Origin of the sequence: Ruegeria sp. HKCCA6837, from assembly GCF_013034475.1 — a bacterium.
Taxonomy (GTDB): Bacteria; Pseudomonadota; Alphaproteobacteria; order Rhodobacterales; family Rhodobacteraceae; genus Ruegeria.
In genome coordinates, this window is sequence record NZ_WQGD01000004.1 from 131,300 (window position 1) to 147,647 (window position 16,348).

General features: G+C 54.9%; 12 protein-coding genes, 1 tRNA gene and 1 pseudogene. 11 read left to right on the forward strand and 3 right to left on the reverse strand.

Going from position 1 to position 16,348, the window contains the following annotated elements; genetic code table 11:
• Positions 1–17: 17 nt before the first annotated feature.
• Both GOV91_RS08225 and GOV91_RS08230 read right to left on the reverse strand, forming a co-directional pair.
• Positions 18–1,757 (reverse strand): type I secretion system permease/ATPase, encoded by a 1,740-nt coding sequence (locus tag GOV91_RS08225; protein WP_171235132.1) that lies wholly within the window; start codon positions 1,755–1,757, stop codon positions 18–20.
• Between the two features lie 233 nt (positions 1,758–1,990).
• Entirely contained in the window at positions 1,991–3,025 is a 1,035-nt protein-coding gene (locus GOV91_RS08230) for an AbrB family transcriptional regulator (protein ID WP_171235218.1), read from the reverse strand.
• 108 nt (positions 3,026–3,133) lie between these two features.
• Here GOV91_RS08230 and GOV91_RS08235 point away from each other — a divergent pair, with 108 nt between their 5' ends.
• From GOV91_RS08235 to GOV91_RS22665, 4 genes and pseudogenes are all read left to right on the forward strand, one after another.
• The gene (locus tag GOV91_RS08235; RefSeq protein WP_171235133.1) at positions 3,134–3,814 is read left to right on the forward strand and encodes a GntR family transcriptional regulator; all 681 of its coding nucleotides are present in this window, start codon (positions 3,134–3,136) and stop codon (positions 3,812–3,814) included.
• Positions 3,815–3,825: 11 nt separating this feature from the next.
• Positions 3,826–5,220 (forward strand): annotated as a pseudogene (gene tcuA / locus GOV91_RS08240) (FAD-dependent tricarballylate dehydrogenase TcuA).
• On the forward strand, positions 5,210–5,719 hold the full coding sequence (locus tag GOV91_RS22660) for a hypothetical protein (protein ID WP_254440620.1): 510 nt from the start codon (positions 5,210–5,212) through the stop codon (positions 5,717–5,719). Before tcuA ends, GOV91_RS22660 begins: the two are co-directional and overlap by 11 nt.
• Positions 5,720–5,760: 41 nt before the next feature.
• Positions 5,761–6,282: a hypothetical protein gene (locus GOV91_RS22665; RefSeq protein WP_254440621.1), complete on the forward strand. Its 522-nt coding sequence runs from the start codon at positions 5,761–5,763 to the stop codon at positions 6,280–6,282.
• A 200-nt stretch (positions 6,283–6,482) separates the two neighbouring features.
• On the opposite strand, the gene GOV91_RS08250 is transcribed toward GOV91_RS22665, so the two are convergent.
• Positions 6,483–6,567 (reverse strand) — tRNA-Leu (locus GOV91_RS08250).
• A gap of 714 nt (positions 6,568–7,281) precedes the next feature.
• Between GOV91_RS08250 and GOV91_RS08255 the strand changes: the two genes are divergently transcribed.
• The 7 genes from GOV91_RS08255 (at position 7,282) to GOV91_RS08285 (ending at position 16,221) form a co-directional block, all read left to right on the forward strand.
• Complete coding sequence (locus tag GOV91_RS08255; protein WP_171235134.1) at positions 7,282–7,704, forward strand: hypothetical protein; 423 nt, start codon at positions 7,282–7,284, stop codon at positions 7,702–7,704.
• A gap of 2 nt (positions 7,705–7,706) precedes the next feature.
• Entirely contained in the window at positions 7,707–9,719 is a 2,013-nt protein-coding gene (locus GOV91_RS08260) for a dynamin family protein (protein ID WP_171235135.1), read from the forward strand.
• Between the two features lie 8 nt (positions 9,720–9,727).
• Positions 9,728–11,476: a dynamin family protein gene (locus GOV91_RS08265; RefSeq protein WP_171235136.1), complete on the forward strand. Its 1,749-nt coding sequence runs from the start codon at positions 9,728–9,730 to the stop codon at positions 11,474–11,476.
• Positions 11,477–11,528: 52 nt separating this feature from the next.
• On the forward strand, positions 11,529–11,933 hold the full coding sequence (locus GOV91_RS08270) for a hypothetical protein (RefSeq protein ID WP_171177021.1): 405 nt from the start codon (positions 11,529–11,531) through the stop codon (positions 11,931–11,933).
• Positions 11,934–11,956: 23 nt separating this feature from the next.
• Positions 11,957–12,829, forward strand: coding sequence for a hypothetical protein (locus tag GOV91_RS08275; RefSeq protein WP_171235137.1), 873 nt, complete (start codon positions 11,957–11,959; stop codon positions 12,827–12,829).
• Positions 12,830–12,895: 66 nt separating this feature from the next.
• The gene (locus GOV91_RS08280; protein ID WP_171177017.1) at positions 12,896–14,938 is read left to right on the forward strand and encodes a dynamin family protein; all 2,043 of its coding nucleotides are present in this window, start codon (positions 12,896–12,898) and stop codon (positions 14,936–14,938) included.
• Positions 14,935–16,221 carry a dynamin family protein gene (locus GOV91_RS08285; protein ID WP_171235138.1) on the forward strand — a complete coding sequence of 429 codons (1,287 nt, stop codon included), beginning with the start codon at positions 14,935–14,937 and terminating at the stop codon, positions 16,219–16,221. The genes GOV91_RS08280 and GOV91_RS08285 overlap by 4 nt, the downstream gene beginning before the upstream one ends.
• Positions 16,222–16,348: the final 127 nt, after the last annotated feature.

A 16,348-nucleotide genomic window follows, 5' to 3' on the forward strand; every position in this document is an offset into this window, starting at 1 on the left:
CGTTGGTTTCTTCGCCATCATTCACCTACAGGGCTGAGCTTACGCTTGATTGCACCTGCGTTCTGCACCATCGCGTTCAGGACTTCATCTCGGCTGCCGAACTTTACTACCTGGCCCTTTTCAACAACGGCCAGATCATCGCATTCTGAAATGGCCTGAGGTCTGTGCGTCATGATGATTGTTGACTTGCCTGCGGCTTTCAGGCCGCGGACCGCCGTGTTCAATGCATCGGTTCCATCTGCGTCCAGTGCCGAGTTCGGCTCATCCAAAATCAGAAGGACGGGATTTCCATATAGCGCTCTGGCCAGAGCGATCCGCTGTTTCTGACCTCCGGACAATTGGCTGTCATTGCCTTCCAGAAAGGTGCCATAACCTTTTTCCAGAGACAGAATCAACTCATGCGCGTTGGCTTTCTTGGCTGCTGCTACAACCGCCTCGGAATCCGGATTTTCGGACATTCTGGCAATGTTTTCAGCAACCGTTCCGTTAAACAGGGTCACCTGCTGCGGCAAGTAACCGATATGGCTGCCCAGATCGTTTGGGTCGTATTGATCCAGTGTTGCACCGCCCAACCTGATTTCACCGGCGGCAGGTCGCCAAAGCCCCAGCAATGCCTTTGCCAGTGTTGTCTTTCCTGATCCGCTTTTCCCGATGACGCCCAAGGCTTTGCCGGGTTCCAGCTTCAGGTTTACGTTTCGTAATGTCGGAGTTGAAGCCCCCGGAGGTATCACCGTCAGGGATTTTGCTTCGAGTTGCGCCTTCGGCACGGGAAGACGAATGCGCTTTTCTTCTGGCGGAGTATGATCCAGAAACCTGTTCAATGAGACCCAAGCCGTTCGGGCGCGTTCCACAACATTCCACTGGCCTACAGCTTGTTCGACAGGCGCCAGGGCGCGGCCAAGCAGGATCGATCCCGCAATCATCGCGCCGGGAGTCATTTCGTTTTGTAGCACCAACCATGCGCCCAAGGCCAGCATTGCTGATTGAAGAAACAGCCGTAGTGATTTGGTAAGAGACGTAAAACTTCCAGTCCAATCGCTGGCAGCAATTGACTGACGCAGGGCATCTGAACGCTGGCTCAACCATCGCTTAGTGACGTCTGCTTGCATTCCTTGCGAACGCACAACCTCGGCTGCTTGCCTGGCATGTTCAGAAAAAGCGTTGGCCCGCGCAGTTGCAGACTGGGCCTCGGCCACTTTTCGGCTGGTCATCGCCTGATTGAGCAGCGCGATTACAACAAGCACCACACCGCTGCCCACGGCCAGCCATCCAAGCAGTGGGTGAAACAGGAAAATCGCGCCTAAAAAGACCGGCGTCCACGGAAGGTCCATGACTGCCAGAAGAACCGGGGACGAGCATAGGTTTCGAATGGATTCCAGATCGCGCAAAGCGGTTGCAGGGGCAGAGCGCACCTGAGGAACAAGCGACCGGCGCATAGTGGCTTCGAATACACGCTCGTCCAGTTGGGATTGGAACCGTGCGCCAAACCGCGCAACGATACGGCCACGAGCAAAGTCGAGCATCGCCATAAGCGCGTAAAGCATGGCGACGAGCAAAAACAGAGCGGTCAAAGTCTCGACCGCGCGCGAGCCCAAAACCCGGTCATATACCTGCAACATGAACAGGGGACCCGTTAGCATCAGCAAATTAACGAAGATGCTGAACAGGAACGCCAGCGCTAAAAAAGCGATGCCTTGGTTCCGCACATTGCGCAGTTCGTGGCGCTGAGGCGCAGATAGGCGGTGTTCAGATTTCACTGTTTTTGATCCTAATCATTCCAGGAAGCATCGCCGCATTAAAAAAATAGTTCAGCCTTGCCAAGTTTGCACATGTTTTTTTGAGCAAGAAACCGCAAACAACACGTTAAGAACAGCGTCATTTAGCCATGGGTTCAAATTTACGCCAGGTAGACCAGCACTGCGATGGGATTTGAGTCCAGAACGAATTGACTCCTATCTCGCAAATCCCGGGTCAAAGCTGTTCCGCGCGATCAATCTCGGTTCTGTGTCCCTTTCAAAATGAGATTGGCGGCGATTGGTGCGCCGATGATGACCAAAACGATCCTTGTCAGATGGTGAGTGATCACAAAGCCCAGATCGGCGCCCGATACAATAGCCAGAACCGTCATCTCGGCCTGCCCGCCGGGGGCGAATGCCAGAAACGCTTCGACAGGGTGCCCAAGACCTAAAGTTGTGACTAAGGCGGTGAACACTGCTGCAAGGACGGCAAGCACGATGACATACGTGAAACCCGCCGCCACGACACGGCGAAGTTCGGTCCATGTTACCCCCACAAATTTTACACCGATCGCACAGCCAATGAAAAATTGCGCAGCTAAAATGGCTTCACGCGGCGGCCTGGTGTGGATAAAGTCTCCAAGGGACAGCGCTGCCGTCAGGATCATTGGCCCCAAGATCGATGCCCCGAACAGGCCGATGCGCTCGCCGCCCTTCCAACCGATAACAGCGGCCACCACCATAAGTGCCAATTCGTGTATTGGGAGGTCCCGAGCAGGCTGGCCTATGGGATTGGTTAAGTCCGCGTCGTAGAAAACTGTCAGGAATATTGGGGCTAGGGTGACGATGATCAAAACGCGCGTTCCATGTATCAGCGACAAAGTGCGCGGGTTGGCCCCTGCTTCAGTGCCGAAAATGATCATGTCTTGAAGCCCACCCGGCATTGCCGCGTAAAACGCGGTTTTTGGGTCAAAACCCCAGACTTTGCGGAAAAACGGCACACCGACCATCGCGATTAACAGGATGAAGAATGGAACCAACAGAATCGAAGAGGCCATTTTGGGCAGTTGCACAAACAAGTCAGGTGTAATCGATGCCCCGACCGCAACGCCTAGTATGGTACGCGCTGCAACCGAGACCTGCCCAAACCCTTCCATGGGGGCATGAGCCAGAGCAGCAATCAGACAAGCGCTCATCGGGCCAAACAAGAAGGGCAGCGGCAAGTTCAATGCCCAAAATACACTGGTGCCCAGAACCGCCAGGCCGAACGTCAGTGCCCGTTTGGTCATCAAAGAGGGTGAATTCAAGAGGGTGGGCACAATGGAGGTTCCGGCGTCGTTGACTCGGTGTGTATCCAAATGTATTCAAATGGACGCAAGTAAGCAAGTGAACCTGTGATGACGATTCAAGACGCCTCCTTCCAGCCTGGTCCACAAGGCAATTCTGCGTACCAGCGCCTGCTGGACGAGATTCGCGGGGGCACTCTTTTGCCCGGCGATCGACTGCGCGAGATTGAATTGTCTGAACGGCTTGGTGTCAGCCGCACCCCGGTGCGCGAGGCGATCCGGCAATTGGAGGCTGACGGGCTGGTCATACATGTTCCGCGGCAGGGCGCGACAGTGCGCAGTCTGGACTACGCCGAAGTCATGGAGCTTTACGAAATGCGCGCAGTGCTGGAGGGTACTACCGCCCGGCTGGCGGCCCGCGCGGCGTCGGACATCGAACTGGATGAATTAGGCATATTGAATGACCGGCTTGCCGAGGCGGGCACAGGTCCTGACGCGGGTCAGATCAACAGGGTTTTCCATGCCACGCTTCTGGATGCCGCCAAAAACCGGTTTCTGGCCAAATCCATGCTGTCACTGCAAAAGGCTTTGCTGATCCTTGGCCCTTCGCAATTGTTGGACAGCGACCGGGCCGACGCGGCAGTGGCGGAGCATCGGCTTATCATGGCCGCTCTGAAGGCCCGCGATGGCGCGGCGGCTGAAACGGAAATGCGCGCACACATTCAGGCCGCGCAACGGATGCGAATCCGTGCGTTACAGGAACGCGACCGCACAACCGATGAAATTCAATAGGCAGTCAGAATATGGCTACCCAAAAGAAAGCTTACGATATTGCTGTCATTGGCGGTGGAAACGCCGCCTTGTGTGCCGCGATGACGGCCGCCGAGGCGGGTGCCCGCGTATTGATCCTTGAGACCGCTCCAAAACCCTATCGCGGAGGGAACTCGCGCCATACCCGGAACTTTCGGTGTATGCATGCGGGGCCGTTAGGCCCTTTGGTCGATGCGTACACCGAGAATGAATACCTGTCCGACCTGATGAAGGTCACCGACTGGAAAACAGATGAGCATCTTGCCCGCTTGGCCATACGCACGTCCGAGGAATGTCTGCCATGGATGGAACAGCGCGGGGTTCGCTTTCAACCGTCTCTGTCCGGGACACTTTCATTGGCGCGAACAAACGCATTCTTTATGGGCGGAGGAAAGTCTCTGGTGAACGCGTACTACAGGACAGCGGCGGGTCTGGGCGTCGATGTGCTGTATGAGGCCGCTGTGACGCATTTGGAGCTGAATGGTGATCGGATCGAATGGGTGGATTACACCTGCGAAGGCCAGTCTCACCGCATCGCACCGAAAGCAGTCATAGTCGCCTCGGGCGGGTTTCAGGCTGACACGGATTGGCTAACCCGCGCATGGGGGGAGCCCGCGAAAAATTTTCTGATCCGTGGCACTCCGTATAACCGGGGCGTAGTTCTGGCTGACCTTCTGGATCAAGGCGTCGAGAACGTCGGCGATCCTACGCAGTGCTACGCCGTGGCCATTGACGGGCGTGCGCCGAAATTCGATGGGGGCATTGTCACGCGGCTGGACTGTGTGCCTTTTTCCATCGTCGTGAACAAGAAAGCCGAGCGGTTTTATGACGAGGGCGAAGACGTATGGCCCAAGCGCTATGCAATCTGGGGCCGATTGGTGGCGGCGCAGCCGGATCAGGTTGGTTACGTCATCATTGATGCAAAATAGCTGAACCTGTTCATGCCGTCGGTTTTCCCGCCTCTGAAGGCGGATACATTGGAAGAACTGGCCGGTATGATGGGTCTTCCGGCAGACAAGCTGTCAGAAACGGTCGCCGCGTTCAACGCGGCCTGTGGCGACACCAGTGGCTTTCATCCAACCGAATTGGATGGCGTGGCGACCTCGGGATTGAAACCACCTAAAACCAACTGGGCGCGCCCGATTACCGAACCGCCTTTTTATGGCTACTCGCTGCGCACCGGTGTGACCTTCACATATCTTGGGCTGAAGGTTGACGATACGGCCCAGTGTTCGACACCGGACGGCAAGATCAAAAACCTCTGGGCAGTAGGCGAGACCATGGCCGGATCGATTTTGGGGCAGGGGTACCTGGCTGGGTTTGGCATGACCATCGGAACCGTCTTTGGACGTATCGCAGGACGTGAGGCCGCTGCTTATGCAAATTGATCTGATACAAGAAGCCCGCCGTCAGGCCGAGGTTTGCAACGCCTGCCGGTATTGCGAAGGCTACTGCTCGGTCTTTCCATCGCTTCACGCTCAACGCGCATTCTCGGATGGCGATATCACGCAACTGGCCAACCTGTGCCATAACTGTCGGGGCTGTTATTATGCCTGTCAGTATACGGCGCCGCACGAGTTCGACCTGAACCTGCCCAAGGCTCTGGCAGAGGTGCGTCGGGACAGCTGGGAAAGCTTCGCTTGGCCGCAACCTCTGGCCCAGCGGTTTCACACCCAAGGAGGGGCCATAGCTTTGGCACTGGTGATAGGGTTTGCTTTCATGTTCTTGGCTATTCGCGCGATCAGGTCTGACGGGGGGCAGGGGTTCTACGCCGTATTGTCACACAATGCGATGGTCGCAATCTTTGCGCCGGCGTTCCTACTGCCTCTTATAGGTGTCGTCGTCGGTCTGAATCGCTATTGGCGTACGGTTGGGGTAAACCGATAAAGTGGGCAGACCTAAAAGTTGCCTTAAAACGTACCGGCAAAATGCAGGATCTGGCTGCTGGGCACGGAGAAGGCTGCAACTTTGAGGACGAAGACCGGTTTAGCCAAGCTCGTCGTCACGTGCATCACACGATCATGTACGGATTTCTGCTGTGCTTCGCCTCGACTTCAGTAGCGACGGTTATGCGCTATGGTTTCGGAATGCACGCGCCATACGGCTTTTGGTCCTTACCTAAACTATTTGGGGTCACTGGTGGCGTTCTGCTGACAATAGGTTGCGGTGCTATGGCGCTTCTCAAACAAAAGTCAGACCGCGATCTTGGTGATCCTTCGGCATGGGGAGGCGATATCGGCTTTATCCTGTTGCTGGGTTTTGTCGGTCTGAGTGGGCTTGTCCTGTACGCAATGGGGTCAACCCAGATGATGCCGGCACTTCTGGCGGTTCATCTCGGATCGGTGCTGACGTTTTTTCTGCTTATGCCTTTTACCAAGATGGCACATGGGTTCTATCGCCTTGCGGCCCTAGTTCGGGATGCACAGAGGAAACGGGTTGCAAGCGTGTAAGCAGTATCCTCTCGCGAATCTAAAACTCTTGGGTGTGGTGAGCCTTCCGTTCTACAGTTTTATTCTGAACTCAGGCGAGGGTCGCGGTGCCTGTCTTATCATCTTCCGTGCAACATGCTGTTTTAATAGAAAGATTGCACTTTGGGTGTGAACCCACCCTTGAATGTATATGCGTGGTATAATCATAATTATGTTAAATTTGGTGCGGGTGGAGGGACTTGAACCCCCACGCCTTGCGGCGCCAGAACCTAAATCTGGTGCGTCTACCAATTTCGCCACACCCGCAACCATGCGCTTCAGCGCCGTACTGCTGCGCTCTTAACAAAGCTTGATGCCGAGTGCGAGAGGTAAAATTTACGAAACAGCAAGTTTGTTCACTTGAATGGAACTGATAGGGATTATCGGTTCTGGCCTGCGTGAAACGTGTCGTTGGTTCGGAAGACATATACCTTGATGAAGGTTGATCGCGTGCGGTTGACTCGACCAGACATCGGCATTTTTCAAAGCAAAGCTTCCACAAGTTTGCGGTGAATGAGGCACTCCAATCAATTCGCAAGGCGAACGCGCTTACGTTGAGAAGACGTTCAGTCTTCCGCAAGTACGTTGTAGTTTTCGGATGTCGAAGTAGGATAAAACACACCCATGACTAGCGTATCTGGCATCGTAAAAATCGAGCGATCGGCCACATGCTCATCCAATAAATTAGTATTTTCAATTAATTACTGAACGGGAGTTCACAGTCGACAAGCCAACCCTGCAAAATGGTCGGCAGAAGCGACTGCACCAACTGGTTGAAAGCACTATACTCGCAAAGGTTGAGGCATTCTTAGGTTGGCCCTGCCATGTTGCCGCCACATTTCAACCGCCAAAAAATCTTATTCGCGTCAAATTAAGACCGCCTTGAAGGTTCTTCTTGGTTGCAAGGAGTTAATGAGTCTTTTTCGCCAATTTGGCACCGGTACGAGTTTTCTGCTCAACTCCAGTACAAGGTTTTCTGCTGTGACCGATCTGAATTCCTCCGTTGCCGCCGAGCAAGACGCTGTCTTTTTCGCTCGCGAGAGTTTTCTTGGCGAACTCAAAACTCTGAACCGGGACTATCCAAATACGGGCTTTGGTATTTCGTTGCGCACCCATTCGGGTGAGCATTATCTGCTGGCAAACGCCCGGATGCCTTTGCCGGCGGCGAAATCTCAGGGTTTCCCGACAGGACGCCGCGTGGCGCGACTTGAGAACGGTGATCGCTTCAGCTCTATCGAAGTGCTGGCGGATTCCAAAGCCTACGAAACAATTACCCCACGTGCCGAAGCCGAGATTCTGGGCAACGCCCTGGATTTGATCGCACGTATTGACACATTGACAGGCCTACCTTCGGGGCGCGTGTCGCACGAACCCCAGATTGCTGCTACGGGAACCGGAGGTTAAGCATGGCGCGCAACGATCACCTTTTGTCTGTCGGCAACGAGGCATTGGCTCCGATGACCTCTGCTATGTCGTCGCTGACGGCGCAGATCGATCAATTGACTGAGGTGGCAGATGCGCGCTCCTCGGCGCGGCTGGCCACCCTCAAGACGCGAATGGAAAATTTCACCGCCAGCATCACGATGGTGGGCCAGGTCAAGGCAGGCAAGTCGTCGATTGTTAATATTCTGGCCGGGCGCCCTGCCCTGTTACCCTCAGACGTCAACCCGTGGACGTCGGTTGTCACGACCTTGAACATCAACACGCGTCCGCCAGGCGACACCAAAGCCAAGTTCACATTCTTTGAGCAGGAAGAATGGGACAACCTGATGGTCGGCGGCGGTCGTTTGGGCGAATTGGCGAACCGAGCGGGTGCGGATGACGAGATGGACGACATCCGCCGCCAGATCGGTGACATGAAAGCCAAATCCGAAGAGCGTTTGGGCAAGCATTTCGACCTGATTCTTGGTCAGAGCCATCAGTATGATCATTTCGACGAGGAATTGATCCAACGCTATGTTTGCTTGGGCGACGAAGACGATCCGGATATCGATCCAAAAACCGGACGGTTTGCTGATGTCACGAAGTCAGCTGAGCTGTACATGGACATCCCGCAATATCCGATCGCGCTCAAGCTCTGCGACACACCCGGTGTGAACGACACATTCATGGTGCGCGAACAAATCACTCTGCGCAGTCTGCGAGGGTCTGAGGTTTGTGTCGTCGTTCTGGCCGCAAGTCAGGCGCTAACCACCATGGACATGGCTTTGATGCGCATTATTGCGCAGTTTGAGAACCGCCAGATTGTCCTGTTCGTCAACCGCATCGATGAACTTTCAGATCCAGTCAATCAAGTGCCTGAAATCCGCGACCGCATTCAGGATACGCTGAAGCAGAACAACATCGACACCAATACCAGCGTCGTGTTTGGCAGTGCTTTGTGGGCCGAAGCAGCCTTGACCGGAAACCCGGACATTCTGACCGAAGAGTCGCGTGAGGCACTGAACACGTTCTACCTGGCCGCTGGGTTCGGGGATCAGGCACCTTCACTGGATAAGATTTGGGCCTTGTCCGGCCTGCCCGATCTGCTTTTGGCCATCAATGAGCGCATTGCTGAAGGGGCCGGAGCGCGGCTGATGGATCGTGTGCGTCATCGGGCGCGCAACATCGCCAGCCAAATCCGTGCCACAGCAGTTGCAAAGAACTTGTCCGACGGTGAAGGCATTTCGAGGGATTTGGAAGGTGTATCGCCTGAAGATGCAATCAACACCGTGGCAGCGGAATATGAAAAGAAAGCGGCCGAGCTGACAAATGCCCTGCGTGACAAGGTGTTGGAACGTCTAAGCGCAGCCGAAGCCAACTTTGTCAAACGGGCAACGGATTCTTTGATCGCCCATCTTGAGAAGAACGGCGAACAAGGTACATGGCAATACGACCCGGCTGGGTTACGCACACTGCAAAAGGCAGCTTATTTCAGCTTTGCTCGAGCAATGCGTAAGGATGCTGGAGCGTTGTATGGAACCGCTGCGGCAGATGTCGAGGCGTTGTACCAAAAGATATTGGGCAACCATCTGGGCGAGTTCAGCATTGAAGCACCCATTGTGCCCCGCGTCCCGCCGCCTCTTGGCATCGGTCGGACCATTGCTCTGGATCTGCAAAGCACCTGGTGGCGGCGATGGTGGCAAAGGCGCAAAGGCTTTGAAGCCTACGCTGCGGACTACACACGTCTGATTGCATCCGAGGCCAACTCGATCACTAAAGATATCGAGGAAAACCAGATTGCCGCGGTGCTGGAAAACGTCCGCGCAACCCTGACAGACTTTATGCGCGAGCAGAAGGAAACTCTGCTGAGCATTTCGTCGACGGCCGATAAAAACGCAGGTCAAACTGCAGCGGCCATGGCGGGTTTGCAGCCCCAGAAATCCAAAGATGAGATTCTGGGTGACATCCTAAAAGATCTAAGCAACGAAGCGGCATAAGTAGAAAAATGGCAAAAGATACACAATCACGCTTTGTTTCACCGAAGACATGGGAACGTATCGAGCAGTGGTCCCGCCGTAAGCCTGTTTTCGCCCTGATGGGCGAATTCAGTGCCGGTAAGTCTACGTTGATGAATTTTCTGCTACGAACGCAGACCTTGCCCACGCAGGTTACCGCAACCCAACTGCCGCCAGTCTGGTTCAGCTGGGGTGATCGCTCACCCTATATCAAGCGCCATGACGGCTCGGTCGAGGTTATCGAACTGGACGATCTGGAATCCGTGGGCGTCAACGACGCGCAATTCATTCGGGTATTTCTGAAAGCCGATATTCTTGAGGCCGTCGATCTGATTGACACGCCCGGTATCTCGGATCCTAAAATCTCGACGGATGTCTGGCAACGGGCCGTCGGTCAGGCCAATGGGGTATTGTGGTGTACACACGCGACCCAAGCCTGGCGCGAGACTGAGCGTGCGACATGGGTATCACTGCCTGAACGTTTGCAAAACAACTCGCTGCTTTTGATCACTCGCGCGGACGCGCTGAACCTCAAGGACCGTCAAAAGGTTTTGCGTCGCGTGAATCGTGAGGCAGGTCACCTGTTCAATCGTTCTATTCTGTTTTCCGCTCGGGATGCGATTGTTGCCCGCGACAAAACCGGTGATGCTGAGATGTGGTCTCGCAGCGGTGGCGGAAAGATGATCGACAGCTTCCTGGAGATCACTGAGCAGATTATGGACAAACGTGCCGATCAGCTGGCCCGGTATCAGATCGACAAAAGCCCCTCGGACGCATCCAAGGTGCAGCCGGTGCGCCCGGCTCGGAAATCCGACAGCGAGACTCAGGCCGAAGCCGCACCTTTAAGGTTGGTCAACCCTGTGGAAGAAGAAGCGCGGCCCGAGCACGATGGCGCCGCGGTCGTCACCAGCTTTCCCGTCCGCCCCGCCCGTGTAGAGCGGCGCTCGGATGAAGCTGAACGGGTGCGGATCAATGCGGAAGAGGCCGAGCGTCTGCGCGCTGAAATGGTCTCGGACCCAGAACCGACATCAGCGGAATCCGACACAAGTGATGATCTGCGCGCTTTCTTCAAGGACACGTCTAACGATCCGTTGGAGCTGACCAATGTCGCCGGACTTGACGGCAGCGTTGATGAATTTGACTTGTCAGATGGTACCGACCTTGATGACGAGCTTGAGGATTTGGCCGACAACAGCATCGAAGTTGAAGAGACCGGTGGTGCAGCCCTTGAGATTGAGGCCTCCGAGGATGTCCTTGCATCTCTTAACACGACTCTGCGGGACGCACCGTCTAACACGCAACCTGCGGAAGACGCGGTCGACGAGGCTGATAACTCCGAAGATCGTGGAATTGAGGTTTCGGTTTCTTCCATTGCGGCGTTGATGGCAGCGCAGCCCAACGGTAGTGCCGACGATTATGAACCAGAACCCGAGACCAGCGGGCTGATCGAAGCTGCTCTGACCGATCAGGTGGATGCCATCGAGGCTAACATCTCAGTACTCGGAGAACGGCCTGAGGATGCGGATGGCTCGCCCTTGAGTGCATCGGATATGTGGCGTGAAATTGCGGACAGCGAAGATCTGCCTGACGATGCGGATGGCCTGAAGAACGTGTTCAAGGCGTTTTTGGCAGAGTTTGACCAAATCGCCATCGAAAAAAGTGAAAAGCACTCAAAGGAGACATTGCAATCCATTCCGAAAGCAAAGGAAAACAGCGCTGCAGAATGGCATGTGTTGTAGTGTCACCAGAATCGATATGACCGGCAACCTTCAATTGAAAACAATAACTTAGATGTCCATCCAAAACGCCTTAAGCACAGCGATCGAAACAATACCCGACTGCATTGCAGCCGGGTATATCGATATGGAAACCGGGATGCTGCTGGGGAGCAGCGTTTCGGAACCGGAATGCACGGAATCTTTGGACAATTTGTCGATTGCGGTTGCTAATCTCTTTCAAGGACGCGGGGTTGCCGCGTTTGAGGCGTTGTTGCGTGACGCTGGTGGCGATGATGAGGCGCAGAACACAGGATTTGGGGAAATCGCCGTGTTTTCAAAAGATCGTCTGAACATTTTCTTGCGGACGAAAGAATATCCGGACCATGTGGTCTGCTACATTTGCCGCAATAGCGCAAATGTCGGTTTGGCATTGACAAAATCACATCTCAGCCTGGGGTCGGTTGCGGCCGCAGTTTGAACGGGACCAGAGGGGGTCACGGTATGATGGACACAGACATTCTGGACATGCTTGAGGATATCGGGCGGTCCTCGGTTGCGCGGTTGTCACCTGCTGTGACAATTGCAGCGGACTCGGCTGCGGCACGGCGCGCGGCAGTCTTGCGCAGCATTCGCGGCACTATTCTGCCTCGTCGGCTGGACTTCACGGCCGCCAATGGGATGTGTCTGGCGATCGAGGTGAATAGTTCGCGGGTCACGGATATCTTCCAGGTGCCGAGCGGACCAACGCCGGATTTCGAAACGGAAAGTCGCGGCGAACTGGTCGAAAAGCTGGCTCAGTTGGTGTCAGAGATTGCAACCGCCCCTGCCCCGCTTGAGCTGAAGTCAGGTAAACCGGACTCGGATCTCGAGGCGGATGAAGTGGGTTTGACTTATAGTGAAATCGAGAGCGCTTGCGCTGCCATTGACTTGTCCACAGAACCGATTGTGTCCGTTGTGCCGGATTTAGAACCGTCGACAGACGACGACCCTGCACTTGCAATGAATGTTGATCCTTCAACAGAGCTTGCGCAGCGCTTTTTTGACGGTGCGGGCCGCTTTGCATCTGGCCGCGTGTTGATCGACAGCGCGGACAAGACCGGCCTGGCCTACGAAGGGTCTTGCCAGCCGTCGCAAGGCATGCATCCCGGTCCGGACGTTTTGGCCCGTTTTGCAACCGATCTTGCGGGTTGGGATAACGATACCCAGGACGAGTTCGACGGTTCCCAACTTATCGTCATACGGCCGTCTGGCGGGAAAGGCGCTGGACTGGCAGTGCTGAGCGATAGTGGTCAAATAGCTGTTGCCGCCCACGACGCGCGTAAGCTGGGGGCAGTTGTTAATCTGTGGACTTCTTTACAGGGGACTAAGGAATGATTGTCCCTGTAGGATTCAAATTTTCGATTAATTCAATCCTTTTTTGTGTGACCAAGGTAGTGAGTAATGAGTGAAACAAATCGCCGCGAGCTTATACGCATCGCAGAAGATATGCATGAAACCAGCAATGATGAAACGCGCCATTTCATTTCGCGTATCATCGGAGATCTGGCAAGCCTGAAGCCGTCAATCGCTTTTGTGGGGCAGATCAAGGCTGGGAAATCCCGTTTGATCAACGGGTTTACCGGGCAGGCTGAATACCTGCCGTCGGACGTCAACCCATGGACCACGGTAATCACCGACATGCATTTCGGGCATCCCTCTGGTCGGACTGAGGGGGCCGAGTTCCATTTCTTTGACAATCACCAGTGGCAATCTCTGATCGCCGAAGGTGAAGAGCTGCGCAATATGTTCCCCGATGACGAGGACAGCTATAAGCGCGAGATGATCGAAGAGCAGGTCGAAGCTATGAAGACCCGGGCGCGCCTGCGTTTGGGCGACAGCTATGAGCAGCTGTTGGGGCAACATCACGATCTTGAAGAACTGAACTCGGACGATCTTGCGCGCTATGTGTGCGCAGGGGATGATCCTGGCGAAGATGGCAACGTAGATCCAGGCAGTGATCGTGGACTGTACAGCGATATTACCCGCAAGGCCGAAGTTTATTTCGACATCGGGCATTTCCCGTTTCCTCTAACCGTTACGGACACTCCTGGGGTCAATGACCCCCTGCTGATCCGCGAAGAGATTTCGCGCCAATACCTGAAGGAATCAGATTTCTTCGTGGTGGTTCTGTCCGCACATCAGGCATTGTCGCGCGCGGATCTAAAACTGTTCCGGCTGATGCAAGCGCTTGAGCTTGGTCAGATCGTTGTTTTCATCAACCGCGTTGATGAGTTGGGCGGCGGCCCCGAGGACGCGGCCAAAGTGCGTTTGGATGTTCTGGACGGGTTGGAAAAGGCCCTCGGCAATGCGGACATCGACGTTCTGATGGGCAGCGCTCAATGGGCGCATTATGCGCTGACCGGTGATGAAACCGGTGTGAACCATGACGATGTTTTGGCGTGGCTGCGCGCGCATCCGGAACAGATGAAGCAATACCTGAACGGCGTGGCCGAGATCAAACAAGGCCCTGGCCCCATCAGTCGCGAGGCTGTTTTGCGTTTTGCCGCAATGATTGCTTCAGGTCTGCCAGATCTACGCAGGCATGTTACCAAGGCTTTGACAAACGGGCCCATTGACGAACAGCTTCGGATGGCCTGGCAGCATCTTGACAGTTTCGCACGCGGTGAGCTTGAGCGGTCTCAGGTTCATCTGCGGGCGCTGCAAGATGAAAATAGTTCCGATGCGCGCAGCGCAGGTGACAGTGACAAATCCTTTGGTGAGCTGCGCAAACTGATAGCAGATAAGACACAGGAAATCACTCGGGACATGGATGATGTCCTTTCCAATCTACGTGGCGTGATGGATGATACAGTTGCTGAATCCGTCTCGGGCGTAGTGCGTGGGCCCAACGGTCAATCACCCCTGCTGGCCAAAGGTGGTGCGACCGAGTTGAACTTTACCCCTTTGCGCGAACACATGCGGGAACTGGTACAAGGCGCTTCTCAAGTAGTGCGCCAGCGCATGCTGAGTGAGCTTTATGCGGTCGACATGCAATGCAACGCAGCTTTGCGCGCTTTGCCGGGCTGGCAAGAACCGGTCGACAATCGCATGAACACCAGCGCTGTTCGGTGGTTCCGACCTGACACCACTGCGCTCACCCGTGGAATTACGGTTGAATTGCGTGTAAACTGGTTGTCGCGTCTGATCTCGCGCAACAGCGTTGTAACACGAGCGGAACGGATGATTGTGCAAGAGTTCGAGTTGATTGGTGACGATTTGATCGACACCACGCGTGACAACTTGCTGGAACGGTTAAATACAGTTTTGGATCATTATGTGGCCCTGTTGGCGGGTCATTTCGAACACCGCTCGGGCGCGGGTGAATTGAATGCTCAGGCCGAAGCACAAGTTGCATTCGACCGAGCGCGCCGCATTGCTTCGGACCTTGAAAGTGTCTTTGGAACCGGCCATGCGGACGAACGACAAGCAGAGGCAGCGGAATGATAGAATTTCCCGGAACCGAACAGGAAGTGCGCCAACTGGAGCGTTTTCTGACCGCGACTGAAAAACTGTCGTCTGATGACAAGTTGGAGGACATGCGCGCGCGGGCTTTGGCCCACGCCGAGCGGTTGTCCAATGCGGTCAATATCGGGTTTGCCGGGGAGTTTGGTGCAGGTAAATCGAGCCTTGCTAACATGCTGGCCGGTGCAGATATTCTTCCTACCGGTCCTCAGCATCTGAAACTGCCACTAGTCATTGTGGCCTTCGCGGAAACGCCCGAGACGACCGTGGGTTGGTGGGACAAAGAACCCAAGACCTACTCTGGAATAGCACTGGAAAAAGCCGCGGCGGATGAGCCGGATTTTATTTCGGTGGGGATCAACACGCCTGCACTGAAGGAAATCTCACTGTTTGACCTTCCCGGCTCAGGTGCTTTGGACGATACCTATAAAAAGACCCTGGACTTGCTGAAGTTCGTCGACTGCGCAATCTGGTGTTCAAACGGGACAAACGCATGGCGTGAGACAGAGCGCCACTTGTGGTCCAAAGTGCCACCTGAATTGCGCGCCAGCAGTCTGCTGGCTGTAACTCACGCTGATCTGCCGCACGTGCAAGGATCATTGGACCGCGTTTTGTCTCGGCTTAACAAAGAAAAGGACGGGATGTTCTGCGAAGTAGTTCCGATCGGCACTCCTTTGGCAGTGAAGGCCATGGCTCAGGAGCCGGAGCCTGATTTTACCTTGTGGGAGACGTGCGGTGGTCAGAACCTTGCCGAACAAGTTCTGAACGTAGCGTCCAGCCGACGTCGCAGCGATCTGGACGCGGCTCGAAAAGAGTTGCAGCAGGAATTTCTGCCATTCCTCGAAGCGCTCCAGGGACCGGACTCAGAACCGACACCGCCCGATGCAGCAGCGATGCAATCCACGCTGGGCTCTGCCCTACCGCCTTTGAACAACCCCATTCTCGAAGACTGGCTGGCCGCAATTGCAAGCATCTATGAGGATCTGCGCGAGTCCTCGGATATAGAGCCAGTTTCGTTCCTGCAAAGTTGCCAGGAAATCGTCGAAGACTTTGCAGAAAGACTGGAGCAAGGTGGCGAGATTGACCCGGATGCAGACTGGATTCCAGCAGAGTTTGAAAAGGCCACCGACCTGCTTTTGCTGTTGCAGTTCGAAAGTGGCGATGCGCCCCTGAAGGACGCAATCAGCATATTGGTGCAACTGGGTGACAACCTTGCATGGGCTGGTAGCACGGTCGCCGCAGCTCAATCCAAAACCGGGACCTGATAATCTCTCGTTAAGATTGAGTGCAGTTTAGCGATTCGAAGGGCCAAGGAATCGGCCCTTTATTGTTTCGAATTCGTAGACCAACCTGCGTTTTTAGGGGTGTGCGTTTTCATTACCTCTACCCAAT

Bases quoted from the DNA above. Each gene is read 5' to 3' on its own strand.
- GOV91_RS08230 (WP_171235218.1), bottom strand. From the start codon at position 3,025: ATGACCAAACGGGCACTGACGTTCGGCCTGGCGGTTCTGGGCACCAGT.
- GOV91_RS08235 (WP_171235133.1), top strand. From the start codon at position 3,134: ATGACGATTCAAGACGCCTCCTTCCAGCCTGGTCCACAAGGCAATTCT.
- GOV91_RS22660 (WP_254440620.1), top strand. From the start codon at position 5,210: ATGCAAATTGATCTGATACAAGAAGCCCGCCGTCAGGCCGAGGTTTGC.
- GOV91_RS22665 (WP_254440621.1), top strand. From the start codon at position 5,761: ATGCAGGATCTGGCTGCTGGGCACGGAGAAGGCTGCAACTTTGAGGAC.
- GOV91_RS08260 (WP_171235135.1), top strand. From the start codon at position 7,707: ATGGCGCGCAACGATCACCTTTTGTCTGTCGGCAACGAGGCATTGGCT.
- GOV91_RS08265 (WP_171235136.1), top strand. From the start codon at position 9,728: ATGGCAAAAGATACACAATCACGCTTTGTTTCACCGAAGACATGGGAA.
- GOV91_RS08270 (WP_171177021.1), top strand. From the start codon at position 11,529: ATGTCCATCCAAAACGCCTTAAGCACAGCGATCGAAACAATACCCGAC.
- GOV91_RS08275 (WP_171235137.1), top strand. From the start codon at position 11,957: ATGATGGACACAGACATTCTGGACATGCTTGAGGATATCGGGCGGTCC.
- GOV91_RS08280 (WP_171177017.1), top strand. From the start codon at position 12,896: ATGAGTGAAACAAATCGCCGCGAGCTTATACGCATCGCAGAAGATATG.
- GOV91_RS08285 (WP_171235138.1), top strand. From the start codon at position 14,935: ATGATAGAATTTCCCGGAACCGAACAGGAAGTGCGCCAACTGGAGCGT.